The 17,244-nt window shown below is 36.8% G+C and carries 15 protein-coding genes and 8 tRNA genes; 1 reads left to right on the top strand and 22 read right to left on the bottom strand.

Translation table 11 applies throughout. The features are described 5' to 3' along the window. Window positions 1–2 precede the first annotated feature (2 nt). The 19 genes from ODZ84_RS18465 to ODZ84_RS18375 form a co-directional block, all read right to left on the bottom strand. Entirely contained in the window at window positions 3–488 is a 486-nt protein-coding gene (locus tag ODZ84_RS18465) for a ribonuclease H-like YkuK family protein (protein ID WP_266173852.1), read from the bottom strand. 82 nt (window positions 489–570) lie between these two features. Then, window positions 571–644 (bottom strand) — tRNA-Leu (locus tag ODZ84_RS18460). 184 nt (window positions 645–828) lie between these two features. Next, window positions 829–901, bottom strand: a tRNA-Glu gene (locus ODZ84_RS18455). Window positions 902–1,286: 385 nt separating this feature from the next. Further along, window positions 1,287–1,368: transfer RNA gene (locus tag ODZ84_RS18450), tRNA-Cys, on the bottom strand. A gap of 290 nt (window positions 1,369–1,658) precedes the next feature. Next, window positions 1,659–1,730 (bottom strand) — tRNA-Asn (locus ODZ84_RS18445). 68 nt (window positions 1,731–1,798) lie between these two features. Then, a tRNA-Pro gene (locus ODZ84_RS18440) sits at window positions 1,799–1,873 on the bottom strand. Window positions 1,874–1,942: 69 nt separating this feature from the next. Further along, window positions 1,943–2,014: transfer RNA gene (locus ODZ84_RS18435), tRNA-Asp, on the bottom strand. 8 nt (window positions 2,015–2,022) lie between these two features. Further along, window positions 2,023–2,096, bottom strand: a tRNA-Ile gene (locus ODZ84_RS18430). Between the two features lie 10 nt (window positions 2,097–2,106). Then, a tRNA-His gene (locus tag ODZ84_RS18425) sits at window positions 2,107–2,179 on the bottom strand. 859 nt (window positions 2,180–3,038) lie between these two features. Continuing rightward, complete coding sequence (locus ODZ84_RS18420; protein WP_266173851.1) at window positions 3,039–4,067, bottom strand: tetratricopeptide repeat protein; 1,029 nt, start codon at window positions 4,065–4,067, stop codon at window positions 3,039–3,041. Further along, a complete protein-coding gene (locus ODZ84_RS18415) occupies window positions 4,060–5,775 on the bottom strand; it encodes an APC family permease (RefSeq protein WP_266173850.1) in 1,716 nt (571 codons plus the stop codon). Before ODZ84_RS18415 ends, ODZ84_RS18420 begins: the two co-directional genes overlap by 8 nt. Then, complete coding sequence (locus ODZ84_RS18410; protein ID WP_266173849.1) at window positions 5,759–8,158, bottom strand: hypothetical protein; 2,400 nt, start codon at window positions 8,156–8,158, stop codon at window positions 5,759–5,761. Before ODZ84_RS18410 ends, ODZ84_RS18415 begins: the two co-directional genes overlap by 17 nt. Continuing rightward, window positions 8,149–8,892, bottom strand: coding sequence for a hypothetical protein (locus ODZ84_RS18405; protein ID WP_266173848.1), 744 nt, complete (start codon window positions 8,890–8,892; stop codon window positions 8,149–8,151). Before ODZ84_RS18405 ends, ODZ84_RS18410 begins: the two co-directional genes overlap by 10 nt. Further along, on the bottom strand, window positions 8,865–9,998 hold the full coding sequence (locus ODZ84_RS18400) for an AAA family ATPase (protein WP_266173847.1): 1,134 nt from the start codon (window positions 9,996–9,998) through the stop codon (window positions 8,865–8,867). Before ODZ84_RS18400 ends, ODZ84_RS18405 begins: the two co-directional genes overlap by 28 nt. Before the next feature lie 3 nt (window positions 9,999–10,001). Continuing rightward, complete coding sequence (locus ODZ84_RS18395) at window positions 10,002–10,178, bottom strand: hypothetical protein (RefSeq protein WP_266173846.1); 177 nt, start codon at window positions 10,176–10,178, stop codon at window positions 10,002–10,004. 154 nt (window positions 10,179–10,332) lie between these two features. Further along, window positions 10,333–10,998 (bottom strand): hypothetical protein, encoded by a 666-nt coding sequence (locus ODZ84_RS18390; RefSeq protein WP_266173845.1) that lies wholly within the window; start codon window positions 10,996–10,998, stop codon window positions 10,333–10,335. Window positions 10,999–11,491: 493 nt separating this feature from the next. Next, complete coding sequence (locus tag ODZ84_RS18385; protein WP_266173844.1) at window positions 11,492–12,346, bottom strand: IS5 family transposase; 855 nt, start codon at window positions 12,344–12,346, stop codon at window positions 11,492–11,494. Between the two features lie 142 nt (window positions 12,347–12,488). Next, window positions 12,489–13,340 (bottom strand): GLPGLI family protein, encoded by an 852-nt coding sequence (locus tag ODZ84_RS18380; RefSeq protein ID WP_266173843.1) that lies wholly within the window; start codon window positions 13,338–13,340, stop codon window positions 12,489–12,491. An 80-nt stretch (window positions 13,341–13,420) separates the two neighbouring features. After that, entirely contained in the window at window positions 13,421–13,591 is a 171-nt protein-coding gene (locus tag ODZ84_RS18375) for a bacteriocin-like protein (RefSeq protein WP_266173841.1), read from the bottom strand. A gap of 354 nt (window positions 13,592–13,945) precedes the next feature. Between ODZ84_RS18375 and deoD the strand changes: the two genes are divergently transcribed. Continuing rightward, complete coding sequence (gene deoD / locus ODZ84_RS18370; RefSeq protein WP_266173840.1) at window positions 13,946–14,656, top strand: purine-nucleoside phosphorylase; 711 nt, start codon at window positions 13,946–13,948, stop codon at window positions 14,654–14,656. Between the two features lie 71 nt (window positions 14,657–14,727). On the opposite strand, the gene ODZ84_RS18365 is transcribed toward deoD, so the two are convergent. From ODZ84_RS18365 to ODZ84_RS18355, 3 genes are all read right to left on the bottom strand, one after another. Beyond that, window positions 14,728–15,513 carry a TatD family hydrolase gene (locus ODZ84_RS18365; RefSeq protein WP_266173839.1) on the bottom strand — a complete coding sequence of 262 codons (786 nt, stop codon included), beginning with the start codon at window positions 15,511–15,513 and terminating at the stop codon, window positions 14,728–14,730. 357 nt (window positions 15,514–15,870) lie between these two features. Next, window positions 15,871–16,524: a hypothetical protein gene (locus ODZ84_RS18360; RefSeq protein WP_266173838.1), complete on the bottom strand. Its 654-nt coding sequence runs from the start codon at window positions 16,522–16,524 to the stop codon at window positions 15,871–15,873. Continuing rightward, window positions 16,521–17,237, bottom strand: a complete 717-nt coding sequence (locus ODZ84_RS18355; protein ID WP_266173837.1) for a DUF434 domain-containing protein — start codon at window positions 17,235–17,237, stop codon at window positions 16,521–16,523. Before ODZ84_RS18355 ends, ODZ84_RS18360 begins: the two co-directional genes overlap by 4 nt. Between the last annotated feature and the right edge of the window lie 7 nt (window positions 17,238–17,244).

Raw genomic sequence — 17,244 nt, 5'->3', positions numbered from 1 at the left:
TTTTACACCATCATATCGGCACAATTGGAACTTGCGAATGCGTAAGGTTTTGCTTTAAACACATACCCCATTCCAAGGATATATCCCATGGCATCTTTCAAAGCCACATTGGATTTGAAATCCGGATCGGTGTTAATATCTGCGTGTACCTCCATTTCCACTTCATAAGTTTCCAGTATCGAGCAAATAGCATAGGCAATTTCTACGGATTTGTTGACTTCATTCAACATTCGCTCCTTGATACTGATACGCTGTATTTCTCTTTCTTTTCTGATAAAGGAAAACGCTCCTTTTCCCTCGCGAATAAAGACTACTGCCGTGGCATAATTAATGGCGTCACCATATACGTGGGAGTCTGAACCTACACATACTTTCAGCCGGTGTCCACTGGCCTGTTCGCGGATGATGGCTTCTTCTACCAGCTGTGTGATAGCGTGCTGGAAAAATTTCCCGTTCATATTCTGCCATTTTGGTTGTTGCGTTTCCATTTTTTCTACATGTTTTTAAATTTGTTTTGTAAATTATTTTAATAATAAGCTATAAATCAACACACTATTGATGTATACATTGTACGGAAAGAGGGACTCGAACCCTCAAAACCCTGAGCCTAAATCAGGTGTGTCTGCCATTTCCACCATTTCCGCGAATAGATGAGTTCTAAACATCAGCAGAATTAAATCTGCCTTCCAATATTAACATTGTACATCATACATTGTACTTTTTACATTATACATTATACTTTTTACATCATACATTATACATTGTACTTTTTACATTATACATTGTACATTATACATTGCTACCACTCACCGTTAAGGTCTGAAAAAGTACTCTATAAGGGAATCGAACCCTTATTTTCTGCCCGAAAGGCAGACGTTTTGAACCGTTAGACGAATGGAGCAAAAAAACACTGACCAGGAGTCGAACCTGAACAACAAGAGTACATTTCCTGCATGCTGCCATTACATTATCAGTGATATTGGTAGAAGTAATAGGATTCGAACCTATTCAGCAATGAAGCAACAAATTTTAACGCTATTTTTCATTTTTTAGAAGAATTGTTCAATTCATTTCTCTTGTCTCTGTGCCCCGACTTTTCAGCTTTGGCGTACTTCCGGTTTTATGAGTTGACCGTTTTGGATCATACCAGATTCCTGAATTCTGGCATCTCATTTCTTTTTTGTGAGGAAAAACAAAGCCTGTATTTAATTTTTAGTTTGATGTAAGAACTTCTGCGCTCGACAAACTTTTTCTTTCTTCGGAACTCATCTCATTTTAGTTATTAGAGATGGTTATGGGATTCAAACCCACTCAGCTTACGCAGCGGTTTTGCAGACCGCCCCGACTCTTCCACTTCGGCGAACCATCGTTTTTCAGGATCCATACTCAGAAATATTTCTTTATAATTTCTGATCTTAAATTATTTTGAAAATAAAGCCTGTCTTCATTTTTTGTTTGATATAAGAACTTCTGCGCTTTGACAAGCTTTATTTACCTAAAAATGTAAATTATGTTTAAACTTTCCTCAGCAATTTTAATCATCCAGCTTCAAGTGAGTTAAGAAAAAGCCTGCCTATATTGTGTTTTTGGCGTAAAGATCTTCTGCTCCCGACAGACCTTTTCTTTTCTCTTCTGAAACAATTAACATTTAGTTTTTGCGATTCCGGAAAGATTCGAACTTTCAACTTCTGGTTTAACAGACCAGTGCTCTACCATTGAGCTACGAAATCTTTTGTGCTCCATACGGTAAATCGAACCCTTATTTATTGCGTCTTAAAACATTAGACGAATGGAGCAATGGTCTGGAAAGCAAGATTCGAACTTACGACCTCCCGCGTCCAAGGCGGGTAAACAACCACCGTTATCTTTCCAGTTTTGCAGATTCACTTCAAAATTCTATTCCGAGAGACAGTCGGATCAGAAAATTATCCGTGAACCTGTGCGGTCTGTGCGGGAATCGAACCCGCAGTGCCTGAGCGACAGTCAGGCAGGTTAGCCATTACCTCAACAGACCTTTTTTTGTAATCGCAGAAGGATTCGAACCTTCAGCCTTCGACGTATCAGGTCGATGCTCTAACCCGTTGAGCTATGCGATTTTATAAATTTGGGTCTCTCCGGGAATCGAACCCTGTTTTCCGGTGCCACAAACCGACGCTTTACCAAATAAGCTAAAGAAACCATAAAAAAAACGCCTCTTTTCGGGAGGCGCTTTATATTTTAGACGTGTCAGTTTATTAGCTGACCGTTATATATAAGCACCTTTTATCCACAAATTCCTTATCAAGAAGCATAATGCAAGCATACCCGTTCCCTTTCGGTTCCTGTCTGTATAGTCCTGAAAATGTATCAGATATGTTATGCAATGGTTTCATAATATTCTTGTTATTTAAAAATTGTTTTCACTGAAAGGCTGAAAACTTGTTGCTTTCAATTTTCGGTTGCAAAGTAAAGATGATTTTTTTTAATCTGCAAATTTATTTTTTATTTAAAATATTGATAATCAGTTATTTAAACGCAATATTTAGGGTAGAAGATTTCCGTCCGTAATATTTTACAGATGCCTTAAATACCTAAATGACTGTCTCTCACCGGATTATTGATCACGCTTTATTTTCTTATTAATGGTTCATTTGTTATTAAATAATTTTCAATTTTATGGTTATTTTTTTTCATTCTAAATAATTTACACCCTTAAAAACACAAAAAACGCCCCGGTAACCGAGGCGTTTCTGCAGTATTTTGATTAAATCTTTACGAGTTTACAGTAAATAATTTTCAAAGCAAGCACATTTCGCCTCATCTGATATCATCCATTCATATCCAAACGATCCCTTTAGTAAAGGGCGATCGCATAGATTTAAACTGATATGTGCTCTTTGTATTGTCATAATTTTATTGGTGCAAAGATAAATGATTTATAAATATATTTCATAATTTGTTATTGCTAACCAAAGGTGAAGCAATGTATATTATATAATTTCACTTTGAGATTGCTTCGTCGCTTTGCTCCTCGCAATGACGAAGCATTACCATCATTATTAATTCCTGAACATCTTATTTCTCCCTGTCTTATATCTGGAAATATCCTTTAGAATCACCTGATCATCGGGATTGAAATATTTTAATTCATTAACGATTTCAGAACGTGTCGCCACTTTTTCCGCAATGATTTCATAAGCTATATTTCTTGAGGTGTTCTGAAGTTTCTGATCTTTTTTAAATTCATACTTCATCGCTTCCAGATAAATGATTTTTTTATCGGACGGTGTTTTGTCGTACAATTCCTGAATTTGTATGTTGAGTACTTTCACGTCGGAAATATTGGCAAAATAATTATTCAGACAGTTAAATGCATCTTTATTTTCTTCCCAGCCTTTCAGCAGAATTTTCTGTGCTTCACCTGGCATTTCCATTTTCTGTCGGTAGATCAGAGATCCTTTTACCATCTGCCCATTGCTTACATAATCATCTATCACCATCTGATAATACAGGTGTGCATTTTCAGTATCATTCATCTCTTTATACAGATCTCCGACTTTCTCTTTATGCTGTAGTTCCCGATAAAGGTCGATTGCCTTTCGATACTGCTTTGCCTGGACATAACAGTCAGCGGCTTCTACTTTACTGTTCAGCCTTTTTAAAAATACGGCAGCAGCTTCATTATACAGGCCGCCTTCCTTTAAGGTCTGGGCAGCGCGATAGTCATTTTTCAGCAAATTCATATATACGACGGCTGCTTTTTTATATTCTTTTTCAGCAATATGCTTTTGAGCGATCTCTTCATAGATACTTCTCAATTTATCAAATAGTGAAGGATCTACATACGTTCCTTTTCCTATTCCTCCGGCGTTTCTGCCTACAGGTGCCGGTGACGCATCCTTTTGCTTGTCCCGTAAAACGACAATGATAAAAAAAACGATGGCTGCGATGATGGCAAATAATACAAGATTCCCCAGAACGGTCACCAGGTCAGCACGGGAGAGCTGCACGAGTATTCCCACTATTTTTAGGGCCGCAAGGATAAAAAATACCGTCAGAAATTTATCTAAAAACTTTTGTTTATTCATTTTTCCCGGATTTTAAAATTGTTTCATCTTCACTGAACAAACGGTACAGAACCACTGCAATAACCACTACAAGAATCCATACCAGCCAGTTGTATCCGAACATCGAAATCAGGGGATAAAAAATATACAATATCATTCCTGCAAGCAGTGTCATCAAGAGTATTTTAATTCCCTGCGGCATATGGCTCCCACCTATATCCAGCGGTTTGTCTTTTACAAAGTAGATGTAAAACGCTACCGCTCCTCCTATTGAAAGCAGTAATAGAATAAGTCCGGGAAAAGAAGCTCCGGATTCTCCTGACGAATTTTCATTAACCTTAAACATCTTTTTAAAAGAATTATTTTTATAAACAACAACAGGATCGATGGTATTAGCGGTTCCGTATCTATTCGTCAGCGAGTCTGTGATTGCCATTCTCCGTTTTTCTACCGTTTCATCCATTAAAAGTTTTCTTGAAGCAGAGGAAATGGTTATATATTTTCTCAGAGAATCCGCTACTTTTTCCTTGTAGAACTTTGTCTTTTCATCAACATATTCGGCAATTTTTTCGTTATAGATCACTTTAAGTGAATCACGTGACTGCTTTTCCCGTACCCGGTAGCCTTCAATTTCCCAGTTTAATGAAGATGGGATTTCCCCCGAGGAATTTTCTGCTATCGCGGCATCATAAGCAGCCATCAGTCCGGCTCTTTCCTTTCGGTACAGAGAATCTATTTTCATATCAATTTCCGTAAATCCGGATTCAAATGCCAGTGTTGCCATCTTCTCATCACCGGTCGGAGCCGTCTCCACTGCAGAATCGCTGTAAAGATCCGCTGATTCTGATTTTATTCTGCTCTTATGATCCGAACCTACCGCAAATCCCACGACAATAACAAGAAGTAATACGGCCATCAGAATTTTATGGTAATCTTTTGATTTTCTCTTCGGGCTGTTATTTGATTCTGGCTGACTGTGATCTCCCTCCGGAAGAGCATTTCCGAAAAGACCGGCAAACCAACCCGGGTCAAAATTAAAATTGCCAAATCCATCTCCCCGGAATGTGCCGCCGATATCTAAAGGAATTCCAAGATAAATTGCCCGTTCGGGATACCTGGTAATATAAGCAAGGTATTTTTCAATTTCTTCCTGATTTCCCTCCAGGAGCTTCTTTTTGTCAAATGGAAGATTTTTCATCCACTCTTCATCCGTCTGGGGTTTTTCCAGCTCTTCCAAGAGACGGTCATCATTCATCTCCACCAGAAATGTTTTGATCTCCTGAGGAATGGGTACACCGTTCAACGGTTTTCTGACGAGATCTTCAGCTTTCGGAGATTCCTGCAGCAGAGAAACCCAGTCTATGGGTTCCTTTAACTTTACCAATCCGAATTCAGGATGAATAATTAAATATTCGGTGTCTGCATTTTGCCAGTCCTCTGCATTTATTTTTGGATAAAAGTCTGTATTTTCGGGGATAAACAGCATATCATCAAAACACTGGAAATAGGCATTCTTCCCAATTTCTGCCGGAATATTCTGATCAAAAATCAAAAAGCAGCCATACAGAACATTCGGCTCGTTGGAAGGAACTGCAAAAGATTTTACCACACTGATGTCAATAGCAAGAGCATCGATTTCCCTAAGCCATACCAATGGTGACGCACCTTTAACTAAAAGTCCTTTTCTGGGGTACTTATTTTTCGGAAACGGTTTAATTCTCAACTCCATAACTCAGCACGTGATCTATAAATTTATGTAAATAATCTTCGCACATTTCCTGTATCGTCTTCACTTTTAACAAGGTGCTTTCAGGCAAATAATACTCAGATCCTCCAAATTCGGTTTCCGTTGCCAGCGCCGCAGCACTGAATTTTACAGTGGGCATATAAAATATCGGGATATTGGCATTGATACTTCTGAAAGTCAGCATTCCCCGGGAATCGGCAATGATCTCACTTCCATCTGAAAAAGTAAATTTATTTTTATTCTGACTGGCCACAACTTTCATGGCCGATTTATTTCTGTATAAGCAGATAGAACTGTTATACATGGTCATCAGCTCACTTTGTGAAATCACCAGATTATCATTTTTATTGATTCCGATCTGCGTAAAGTTGCTTAGAATTTGATGTTTATTATTCAGTAATTTTCCTACCTCAACCTTCACTTTAGCTGTATTTTTCTCAATTTCCGGATCACGATCCACGGCCTGTAAAGAAACATCCCCTTCTATATTAATTTCAAAAAACGAATCTGCTTTCTCTCCGTACAGGTAAAAATGTTTATTAAAATAAATCAATTCAAAATGGGAAGGGATATGCCACCCTGTTACATTCAGCTCAGAATATTCCTTTGTATTGATATTAAGTTTTGAGAGCAGCTTTTTATCCGGTTGATACTGGCACAGTATAAATTCATGCTGTTTATTTTTCGCCAGGGCAAATATGCCTTTATCTTTTATGGAAATTTCATCAAACAACACGGAGCATCCGTGGAATGTCCTATAGTGATCATAATACGTTTTGTTATAATAATTATCTGATAAATACGTTCTTAACAGTTGTTTTTTACTGCTCAGAATAAAGTACTCTCCTTCATGCATAAATCGGGTGATCTGATTTTGAGGAGTCGGAAACAATATCGGGTAATTCTGAGGCACCTCCGTTTTATTGCCTTTCTGAGTGGAGGTATTTGATCTTTTGTGTTTATTTTTAGGCGGATCCGACCACAATTCCTGTAAAGGCAGCACTATTCTCTGGACATGCTTTCTGGTTCCCTGATGGTGTTTATAAAAATTCAGTTCACCGTCAGCAGACGTGGTGATTAGAAATTTAAGTTTATTCCTGTTTTTCTGAATGACCTTCTGTAATTTTTCATGGACCAGATTTTCATGATGGGTTATAAAAAATACCTCCAGATCTTTTTCGGTATGCACTTTTTGAAAAAAAGTCTCCAGCGTTTCCGAGATATCCAGAATTCCGCTGACAAGATTCAGATTTTCGATGACCTCGCTGATATTATTCAGGGAAACAGGGATCGCGGTCTGTCCCAGCGCAAAAACTCTACATTCTGAATGTGCTTTCGGATGTCTGACTACTGCAATAGCCGATGCAAAAGCCAAAACCTTCGGCGTTCCCCAATTTTTCAGGGAAGTATCTATTAAAATAATTCTTTCAAAAACATTCTCTTCCGGCGGAATTTCCCTTTGAATATATAAGGCTTCGTTATTGGCCACGCGGTTCATGAAGACCTCATCTTCATTGGCAAATTCGGATAAAAGCATTCTGTGGAACTCACCTTTATTTGCCATATCGGAAATTCCTCCAATGGGCTGTTCTCCCGGTGAAAGATCGCGCATGGGGATTTTCAGTCCGCTCCATATTCTTTTAATTAAGCTTCCGACCTGAAAAGTTTTAGGCTCTTCAGTCAATTCTTCAATAAAACCACGGCCTGATTCTGCAGCGACCACTTCATCTGTAATTTCTGCATCAAGCTCAGGCTCGCTCCCTATTCCCTGCATGGCATTTACTATCGCTTCTGTCGTGGGATATTTTTTATAGAGTAACGAAAGCGTCCGGATATCTTTTGATATTACAGCATCAGTCAGCGGGATTTTAATGGCCGCATGAAATAATTCCTGAGGCCCTCTATTGAAGCTCTTGATGATATATCCGGATTTTTCTGCAGACATCAAATAATGAGAATCTTTGAAAATAGTCTGCAAAAGATTGATCCTGTTCTGTCCTTTTTTAAGAGATCTTCCTATTTTACTTAAATTTTCTAAAAATAAGCAGGCATCTTTTATGTTATCATTAATCTGATTGTTTTCCTCTTTTTTTAATCTTCTTAAAAAATAAAAAACTCCATCAAGATTTAAATATCCTTCCTGAGTGGCGTACATTACCAAAAGTAAGGACCCCAACGGAGGAATTCCCTGCCCCTGCAGTTCCTTTAAAATCTCGATTAGATAGGGTCTGTAGGCAATGGTTCCTACATTCGGAATAGAAACAAGGTTATTTTCATGGTACCCGGAATTGTCACGGAGATCGTTATCGGTCTCCCATTCCCAGAAATAATTTTCATACGATTGGAAATATTCTATCAGTTCCATGCTCTTGCTTTTTCAGTCAGACGAAACGAGCTTACAGACAGTTTCCGGAAATCTTTTTTACTGAGGGCTAAAACACTTCCGTTTTCATTCCATAAAAGCCAGTGCCCGTGATCTGCATTATATTTTCTCTGTAATAAAACGCTCAGATTTCTGAATTCGAAATCAAAACCCGACGGCAAAAGATGTCCGTCTTTCGTCCAGTAGGTTTTTCCCGGAAAGCTCAGCAGTGGAGTTCCGAGGAATAATGCTTTATCATTAATCACAATCCAGCTCATTTTTTCCGCTTTGAATTTGGGTAAAGCGATAACCGTTTCTTTGATTTCCTCTATTGAACTCAGCAAAGCATAGGCAGGCTGCTCTTCGTCACTGGGCTGCAGTCTGACCTGGATTTTCTCATCAATGCCGAAAAAATTCTGATTGGAAGGAGGAAAAGTTAGTCTTAAAGCTCTGTCAATGGGTGACCAAAACAAAGCTGTCCGTACTTTCTTACTCGGTACCAGGGCATCCCTGCGAAATAGAAGACCTTCTCTTAATTCATACAACAAAAAATCAGGAAACTGCCTGATTTGTGATGAGGCAGCCTGCTCATCAGTAAAACCTTTCAGCCATATCACTTCTTCTTCTACCGCCATCTGAATATTTTTCCAGTCCCGTATCGAGCCTAAAAAATCTTTATTTGCCCGGGGAAGCTCTGCCCAGAATTCTTTTACACTGTCTGAAGAATCTTTTGCCATAGACTTTCGATTTCCTGTTGAATATATTGTTTTTGTTCGGAATTTCCGATCCAGTCGCAGCGTGTCTGAAGGTATCGCAATTTGTCTTTAATTACATTTTGTTCTTCAAAGCTCAAAGTTTCACTGTTCCATTTTTCCACCAAAATCTTTATGTCTTTCATTACTTCCTCCGGATTCGGCGTCTTGTTCTGCAAAGCCTGCGGATGAGATGCCGGGTGATCTTCTTTTTCAATCGTTCTGTTAATAATTCCTTCAAGAATTTCAATCTGCTCTTCAGTATCCCAGATGTGTTTCAAAACCCACAAATCTGAAAGAATGGCTTCACCACGACCACAGATTAAAGCGCTTGCCGCAATCAGATTCTGAAGTTTTACGGCTCTTCGGTCTGAAATCGCTATTCCTGTATTCCTGAGACTGATAATGGTGTTCAGATATACCTCATAAATAGGTTTAAGATCTATGGTTTTACACTGATGCTGAAGTTCTGTGATCTCATGCGGCAGAATTTCAGGGGTTTCCGTATAAATATTGTTTTCAAGTTTCCTTCCGGCTAAAAGTACCTGCTGAAGAAGATCCGGATTCACATAATCTACTTTAATTCTGATCAGAAAACGGTCGAATAAGGCATTCAGTGCTTCATCCTCGGGAAGAACATTGCTTGCTCCCACAAACATCAGTGCCGGAAGATTTTTCGTTTCTTTTCCTCTTTTAAAAATCTTTTCATTTAAGGCCATTAAAAGCGAGTTCAGAATGGCAGAATTCGCGTTGAAAATCTCATCCAGAAAAACCATAGACGCTTCCGGCATCATGCCATCTGTATTGGTAAGCAGTTCGCCTTCCTTTAATTTTCTGATATCAAATGGTCCGAAGATCTCGTTAGGTTCGGTAAAGCGGGTCAAAAGATATTCAAAGTTTTTACCGTCTTTTACGGTTTTTGCCAAGGTTCTTACAATAGCTGATTTTGCGGTTCCGGGAGGACCGTACAGAAAGGCATTTTCCCTTGCCAGCAAACAGATTCCCAATAAGTCGACGACGTCATTTTTACCGACAAAGGTATCTTTAACGTAGGTAAGAACTGTGTTTAATTTTTCTATGTTTTGAGTCATTAATTAGATTTTAAAAATTCCACCGGTTTTTATTTTCCGGTTTTTCTTCTTTATTTTAAGCATCTTTATCTTTTTTCCAGACAAAAAGGCGATTCTCTGATGCGCATCGGTAATATCAAAATACAATTCAGATCCGTCTTCCAATGTTAAAACATCGGGATATCTACCTTCATTTTTCATTAACCTCTGCTGAATATGTTTTTTTCTTTATTCTTTAATCTGGTAAAGCTTTTCCATAATATCCACGTCATCAGAGTGAGAATTTTAGTCCGGACTGGTAATGACTAATTCTCTGCATGTAAGAAAATTTTCTTTTGTGAGATCTTTGATCAAATCAAATACTGTTTCCTTGCTCATTATCCTTTGGGTTTATTTTTAATTCTCGCCAGAAAATATCCTTATATATTCCGAATTCAGCGGTCAGCAACTGAAAGATATAGGGAATTCCTGCCAGATGATAAGCCTTTTTATCTACAATTCTTTCCAGGTACAATTTCCGGTAGGTTTTATCTTTTAGTTCTTCTTCCCATCTTACATTTTCCAGATCAAGCTGAAGTCCTATTCCTGAATAATGAAATTGTTTTAAAATATTTTCAAGCATTGTTATCAGAGGATCCTGTGGGTCAGCATTTTTCAGGACAGCTATCATCTGTGGTAAAAATCTCAGTGAAAGATCTGCAGATAATATAGCTGATACGCCTGTTTTTCCATTAAATGCCGGAATTAATGTATGTAAATCTTTTGCGGTATTTCCTCTTATCAGATGTAGCTGTGCACTATGATAAAACACTTTTCCCGCCCACACTGCCGTTTCACTGTCGCAGTCTATGCTGTCCGAGAGAAATTCCAATCTTTCTTTCTGAAATTCAGATTCAAAATATGCTGCAGCGTCCTGCTCTTCTTTTCTGGAAATCTCCTGAATATCTGTATAAACAGTGATACACTCCTCCTTCCGAAGCAGAAACAGGGTATCTAAAAAGGGACATTCGGTTGGCATCATGTAACAAAAATAAAATTATTTCTGAGAGAATAAAATTTTTAATTGAATCATTATGAATTAAATAGTATTTTCTGTTTCTTCTTTTTAAAGATAATTATATATAATGATGTACCAATCGATGATTTTAAATTTTCAAAATCATAACAAATAACAAAATAATTATAAGTTTCATATCATTTAAATAAGGGTATTCATCAATTAATGTTGACAATAGTTTTTTACTATCAAATTGCTTGCTTTCGTTAATTTGAAGGCTTTCTTGTATTGCTTGTTTTAACGATTTCATAGTATCTTATTTCGTCAGATTATAAAAAATACTTTATTTTTCTTCTGATGCAGGTTCTTCAGAATTTGGTTATCCAGCTTCTTGAATGTTTGTTTGATTAACTTCAGGATTTTGTTCTTCCTTTATAGGGTTTTCGATTGGGCTTTCTAATTGTTCGTTGATAAATTCTTTTAAGGATTTCATATTATTGAAATTTATATATTGAACTCATCTCGACTTTTTCATCATCTTTTTACAGGCAATAACAATAAAAGCTAAATAATTAAATCCTATCCAGCTGGTAATGGTGGTATCAAACCTGTTGAGCACCGATCTGAAACTATCCAGCCAGGCATTTGTTCTTTCTATGGCGTATCGCTCTTTGTATAGTTGATGATCAAAATAATGGTCATTATCTGTATTAGAGTTTCTTTTATTATGAGCAATATTGGCTATTATCCCCAATTCTGACGCTCTTAAACGTAGATTCTCCGCATCAAATCCGGCATCAAAATTCACAAAAAGACCATCCAATGAGATACCCGACTCCTGTAAAAAATTGGTCATTTCTGTAAAATGTTTTTCAATATTAAACAAATCGTTATGATTTCCACACACAGGGATCGACATGGCCAGTGGCAAGCCATTTCGATCCGACAAATAAAGGGCATTAGTTGTTTTACGCTTTTTCCTACCCTGATATCCAACGGCTTCACCTCCCCTTAACGCCGGAGTGTGGCTGCCGTCTACATCTGCGCTGGACAAATCGATCATTGATTTATTGTTTTGTAAAATACCACTCCAGCAGGCTCTCCATATTCCGGCTTTACACCATTGACGGTAGTAGCCGAAAACTGTCTTATAATGTAGAACTTCTTTACTGAACAATTGTAAAACAGGTAAAAGATACCATTGAATGCCTGTTTTAAGTTTATATAAAATACAGTTAATAATCTCACAAATAGGTGCTTTTGATTTGAAACCTCTTTTTCCAATTGGAATATAAGGTGCAATTTCTAATTCTATTGTATCTTTGCTTAGTACTTGGTACAAGGGATAGGATTTTTTTTTGTTTAGCGGCACTAATTTCCTAATCCCTTTTTTTATAGCAAACAACTAATCTATTTTTTTTTAATAAGTCAAGATCACTTCATTTATAAGAATATTTCTTCAACTGATGCATTGAGTAACTTAAAGTCAACAAACGAAAAAGATTAGCTAGCGGCTAATCTCGTTCTAATTCTATTGGGTTTTCGTATTTTTTATTTTCTTCTTTTTCTTTTTGTCGTTGTCTTATAATTTCCTGGCCTTGTATAATTGTTGTTTGAGAACTTTGAAGTGCACCAATTAAATTCGCATTAGCATCTTTTAATGCTTTTTCAAATTTAGGCCGAGTAGTTTCTATAGCGTCGGTATACCTACTTTTCTTAATGGTAATTAATTTATTTTTTAATTTAGATGCAGGTATAGATTTTACTAGTTCAAAATCATAATCTCCTTTGTCGTCTGTTATTTTGACAATTAATCCTGGTAAACCTCTAAATTTATATGGACCATAAGGCAGCGGAATTTCAGGAGAATACCATGCTATCCAATTACGACCTTTAAAAGTAACTTCTGCTTTCTTACAATTGATTGTATTGATAATTTTTGTTTCATTTATAAGTTTCCAATTTTTTATTATTGGTTCTTTATAGGTGAGTATTGACATTCCAACTAAATTAAAATACTGTATATTTTCATTTGATTGTATTATGGTAAAGGAAAATTTTGTTTTTGGAACGGATACTCCTTTTGAACTTAATAGCTTTGCTCCATTTTCTAAATTTTTTATTGGAAGTGCTTGGTATACTGAATCTCTTTTCAGTGATTGAATACTCGCAAAAAATGCGCGTTTATCACCTATCTGCAATGAAAAAAATTCTTCATATTTATAATCAGGAGTTAATGTATTCAATTTAGCTTTTAATAAATAGGTAAATTCACCACGCAGAGTATCTTTTTTATGCAATTGAGAAAAAAATAAAATACTAAAAAATAAGGCTAATAATTGAAATAGTTTTTTATAATAATACATAGAATTATCTTTAATTGTAAAGCAAAATGCACCTATAACTTTATTAGGTCATAAGTGCAAATAATTAATATGAACAAATATTAATTACAGTAATTTGCTTCAAGATTAGCCAGCCACTGATTTGCTTGTTGTGGTGTCCAATCTTGAGTTGTTGTAGCAGTCTGACCACAAAATTCTGCAATCCACACTTGTTTAGCTCCACCTTTTACAGTTTTAAGGTCTTCACGAGTTAACTTTTTTAATTTTTTCATAATTGTATGTTTTTTAAAATTAAGTTTCAAATATATACAATTAATTCATATCAAAGAGATATTTTTTATTATGTTAAGTCCCTTATTTAGTACGGAAAACCGTAATTTATATTTAAAAATATTTCTCATTATATTGAATTAATTTGTCTTATTATGTAAATAAAAAAGCATTTTTGACGAATGCTTTTGATATTTTTGTATAAGTTAAATAATTAACATTAGACAGAAATTTTTAAAACTGAAAGATGTTTAATTATTTGGTATATCATTGTCTATAATTATTACAAAGGACACCTAAGACAGATCATTCCACTATTTCGATAATTGTTATCTTTGTCCATTCAAAATAAAATTATGAGTATTCACATCAGTGCAGAAAAAGGAGAAATTGCTAAAGTTTTGTTGCAGCCGGGGGATCCGCTCCGTGCACAGTATATTGCTGAAAATTATTTGGAAAATGCAAAATTAGTCAGCAAGACGAGAGGCATTTTTTATTATACCGGTCTTTATAAAGGCAAGGAGATCACCGTTGGTGCAAGCGGAATGGGTTTTCCAAGCATCGGCATCTATTCTTTTGAGTTATTCACAGAGTATGAAGTGGATACCATCATCAGAATCGGAACCTGCGGGGCCTATACTACCGATTTGAAAACTTTTGACATTTTAAATGTTGAAAACGCAGCCAGTGAAAGTACTTATGCAAAGTATGCCTGGGAAATTGAAGAAGATCTTCTTTCTCACCAGGGGACTATTTTTGATACCATAAATGCTACAGCGGCTGAACTGTCGTTAGAAGCAAAAGCCATCAATGTTCACAGCAGTGATATTTTCTACAGAAAAGATCCGGCTGTTCCTGCGATCGCTACAAAATACAACTGTCCGGCTGTAGAAATGGAAGCCTTCGGATTGTTTGCCAATGCGAAACATTTAGGAAAAAATGCAGCGACCATTCTTACGGTGACAGATATCATCCCTACCCACGAAAAAATTTCAGCAGACCAGAGAGAAACAGCATTAAAACCAATGATGGAACTGGCTCTGGAAGCCGCCTGGAAAAGTTTATAATAATCTATGTCGGATAAGTCATGTGCCGACCGTTATAAAAAGAGTTTTACACAATCTGTAGAACTCTTTTTTTATATCCCGAAAAATTGACGGGTGACTTCTGTGGTTTTTTCGGCAACTTCAGCAAGGCTTAATTTTTTTAAACCGGCGATCGTCTGTGCGACGTAAGGTAAAAATGAAGGTTCATTCCTGCGATTCTGCACCCGCGGCATATTTTTCGGAAGCATAAAAGGCGCATCTGTTTCGATCATTATCCTGTCGAGAGGAACATATCTTATGATGTCTTCCAAATGTCCGAATCTGTTCCGATCACTTATTGCTCCTGTAAATCCCAAATAAAATCCTTTGTCTAAATAAATTTTAGCTTCACTTAAAGTTCCTGTAAAACAGTGGACGACCGCTTTTGGAAGTTCAGACAAATATTCATCTGTCAGTTCATTAAACCTTCTGAAAGCTGACCTTTCGTGAAGAAAAAGAGGTTTACCTACTTCAACAGCCAATTCCAGCTGAGCCTGGTAACATTTTTCCTGAACAGGTCTCGGTGAAAAATCCCTGTCGAAATCAAGTCCGCATTCTCCGACAGATACGACGTGTTCCTTTCGCAGCAATTTTCTTAATTCGTTAATGCTTTCATGATTAAAAGATTTGGAGTCGTGCGGATGAATTCCCGCTGTTGAAAATAAAATTTCCGGATAGTCTTCTGCAATTTCCGCGGATTCTTTACTTCCACGGACACTTGTTCCCGTGAGAATCATCTGCTCCACTCCCTGATCAAGGGCCCGATTGATGATCTCTTCCTGTTCGTTGTGAAACTGTTTATTGGTTAAATTGATACCAATGTCAATGAATGTATTCATTTTTATCTAATTAAATTTCTTGTTTTATTTTTATTCTGAGTTTCCTGATATTTTTAGCAATTTTATCAATTTTTGTAATCAAAAGACATCATTCCTTTAAGGCATGTAAGTGTAAAACATGATTCCCCTTTCCGTGCTTAAAAAGATTGGATCAGGAAAACCTCTTTCTTTGTATCTGCATCGGCAAAATTATGTGTATTATACGCAATGTTTTTACGCAGGGAATATTTTTATGAGGAAATGACATATGTTAGGAGTACAAAATATCCAAATAAGATTTGAATCCCTAAAAATCAAAATCATTTGTCCTGATCATACCTTATTGCTTAAAAATGATTCGTTTACCTAGGTTTTAATTTATTCACTGTTAAAAACTTCCAGAAATCCGATGAGGTTTGTTCCGCTGTGACTCCAACGGATTCCATGGCCGCCTTCTTCCCTGACTTCGTAAACAAGTTGGTGTTTGTAATGAAAAAATACGTTCCACCATGTTTTATGATCCAGAATATAACTGATTTTTTCCATGACGAGTTGCTGTTTCTGCTGATTATTTCCTTTGATCTCACCCCAAAACCTATCGTCTCTTCTTCCCACATGTTTTTCCCAGGCTCTCTGCGCCATGGTGATCTCATGATTAAAAGGCTTTTCGCAGGCCTCTATCAATCTGTCTTTCAATGGCGGAACGGCATTTTGATCCCGCTGACTTGCCGGGGTTAAGCGTTGTCCTAAAATATTCAGCCAATGTTCAAAAGAAGTTTCTTCCAGTTTTTTGGTTTTAAACGCCTCTGAATTTTGTGATTCCAAGATACCAATGAATTTTTTAAAACTATTCTCCCGATCAATTTTAAGTTCATCAATGAAGGAAGGCTGATCCCAGTTTAACGTCCGCTCTTTAAATTTCTGAATATTTTCACTTAAACTTTTTACATGCTCTTCGGCTAAAATTACATTATATTTTTCTTTCCATTCCTGAGAGAAATAGGGTTCCAATTGCCCGAATACATTCATCATAAAAACATTTTTACCAGATTAACAGAAAGTCGTTCTTCGTGAGTTAGAAAGGCTGCAAGATTAAACCAATTTTTACAGTGATCCAGGATCCATGCATCGGAAGAAACGACGATTCCGGCATTCTGAGCTAAAAATTTATCCGGATTAAATTCCAGTTCAACTTCCCAGTTCAGAGTATCTGCTTCGGTAAATTCCATAATAATTTCTTTAATTCTGCCACTGTTGAAAACGGGTTTATCGAAAATCCAGATCAATTTTCCGGCACCAGATTTCTGAAAAAAAGATGCAATAAGTTCAATGGCAGTTAAAGTTTGATTTACTCGTTTATAAGTCCCATGAACGCCTGAAAGATCTCTAAAACAGCCATCGGCTCCTTCAAAAATATAGGCTTCTGAGAGTAGGCTTTCCAATAAAATCAGAATATTGAAACCATCGAGGTAGATGGTCTTATTCCGTAAATCTGAAATTTCCAGTTCTTTTGATTTTCTGTTCTGAATCTGATTTACCGACGCAGAAGCTCCACGAACGGCCTGAATTTGTCTGGATTTTAGTCTGTAATGATTTCCAACCAGTTCGGAAGACGTTTTTTCGGCGTAGTTCCTTCCCAAAAGATAGTGCATATCCTGAACTGCATGCTGAAGTTTATCAATCTGTTTTTGCGAAGAAAATAAGATATCGTCACCTGTATTTTTTCCGCGATTCCTGTTGTTCATGATCAAA

The sequence above is a fragment of the Chryseobacterium fluminis genome, from assembly GCF_026314945.1.
Taxonomy (GTDB): domain Bacteria; phylum Bacteroidota; class Bacteroidia; order Flavobacteriales; family Weeksellaceae; genus Chryseobacterium; species Chryseobacterium fluminis.
This window is presented reverse-complemented; position numbering and strand designations above follow the sequence as displayed.

Excerpts from the sequence above, each read along its gene's own strand:
- ODZ84_RS18365 (WP_266173839.1), bottom strand. The coding sequence starts at position 15,513 with ATGAATACATTCATTGACATTGGTATCAATTTAACCAATAAACAGTTT.
- ODZ84_RS18405 (WP_266173848.1), bottom strand. The coding sequence starts at position 8,892 with ATGGCAAAAGATTCTTCAGACAGTGTAAAAGAATTCTGGGCAGAGCTT.
- ODZ84_RS18380 (WP_266173843.1), bottom strand. The coding sequence starts at position 13,340 with ATGTATTATTATAAAAAACTATTTCAATTATTAGCCTTATTTTTTAGT.
- ODZ84_RS18355 (WP_266173837.1), bottom strand. The coding sequence starts at position 17,237 with ATGAACAACAGGAATCGCGGAAAAAATACAGGTGACGATATCTTATTT.
- ODZ84_RS18410 (WP_266173849.1), bottom strand. The coding sequence starts at position 8,158 with ATGGAACTGATAGAATATTTCCAATCGTATGAAAATTATTTCTGGGAA.
- ODZ84_RS18395 (WP_266173846.1), bottom strand. The coding sequence starts at position 10,178 with ATGAAAAATGAAGGTAGATATCCCGATGTTTTAACATTGGAAGACGGA.
- ODZ84_RS18390 (WP_266173845.1), bottom strand. The coding sequence starts at position 10,998 with ATGATGCCAACCGAATGTCCCTTTTTAGATACCCTGTTTCTGCTTCGG.
- ODZ84_RS18375 (WP_266173841.1), bottom strand. The coding sequence starts at position 13,591 with ATGAAAAAATTAAAAAAGTTAACTCGTGAAGACCTTAAAACTGTAAAA.
- ODZ84_RS18465 (WP_266173852.1), bottom strand. The coding sequence starts at position 488 with ATGGAAACGCAACAACCAAAATGGCAGAATATGAACGGGAAATTTTTC.
- ODZ84_RS18420 (WP_266173851.1), bottom strand. The coding sequence starts at position 4,067 with ATGAATAAACAAAAGTTTTTAGATAAATTTCTGACGGTATTTTTTATC.
- ODZ84_RS18400 (WP_266173847.1), bottom strand. The coding sequence starts at position 9,998 with ATGACTCAAAACATAGAAAAATTAAACACAGTTCTTACCTACGTTAAA.
- deoD (WP_266173840.1), top strand. The coding sequence starts at position 13,946 with ATGAGTATTCACATCAGTGCAGAAAAAGGAGAAATTGCTAAAGTTTTG.
- ODZ84_RS18415 (WP_266173850.1), bottom strand. The coding sequence starts at position 5,775 with ATGGAGTTGAGAATTAAACCGTTTCCGAAAAATAAGTACCCCAGAAAA.
- ODZ84_RS18360 (WP_266173838.1), bottom strand. The coding sequence starts at position 16,524 with ATGATGAATGTATTCGGGCAATTGGAACCCTATTTCTCTCAGGAATGG.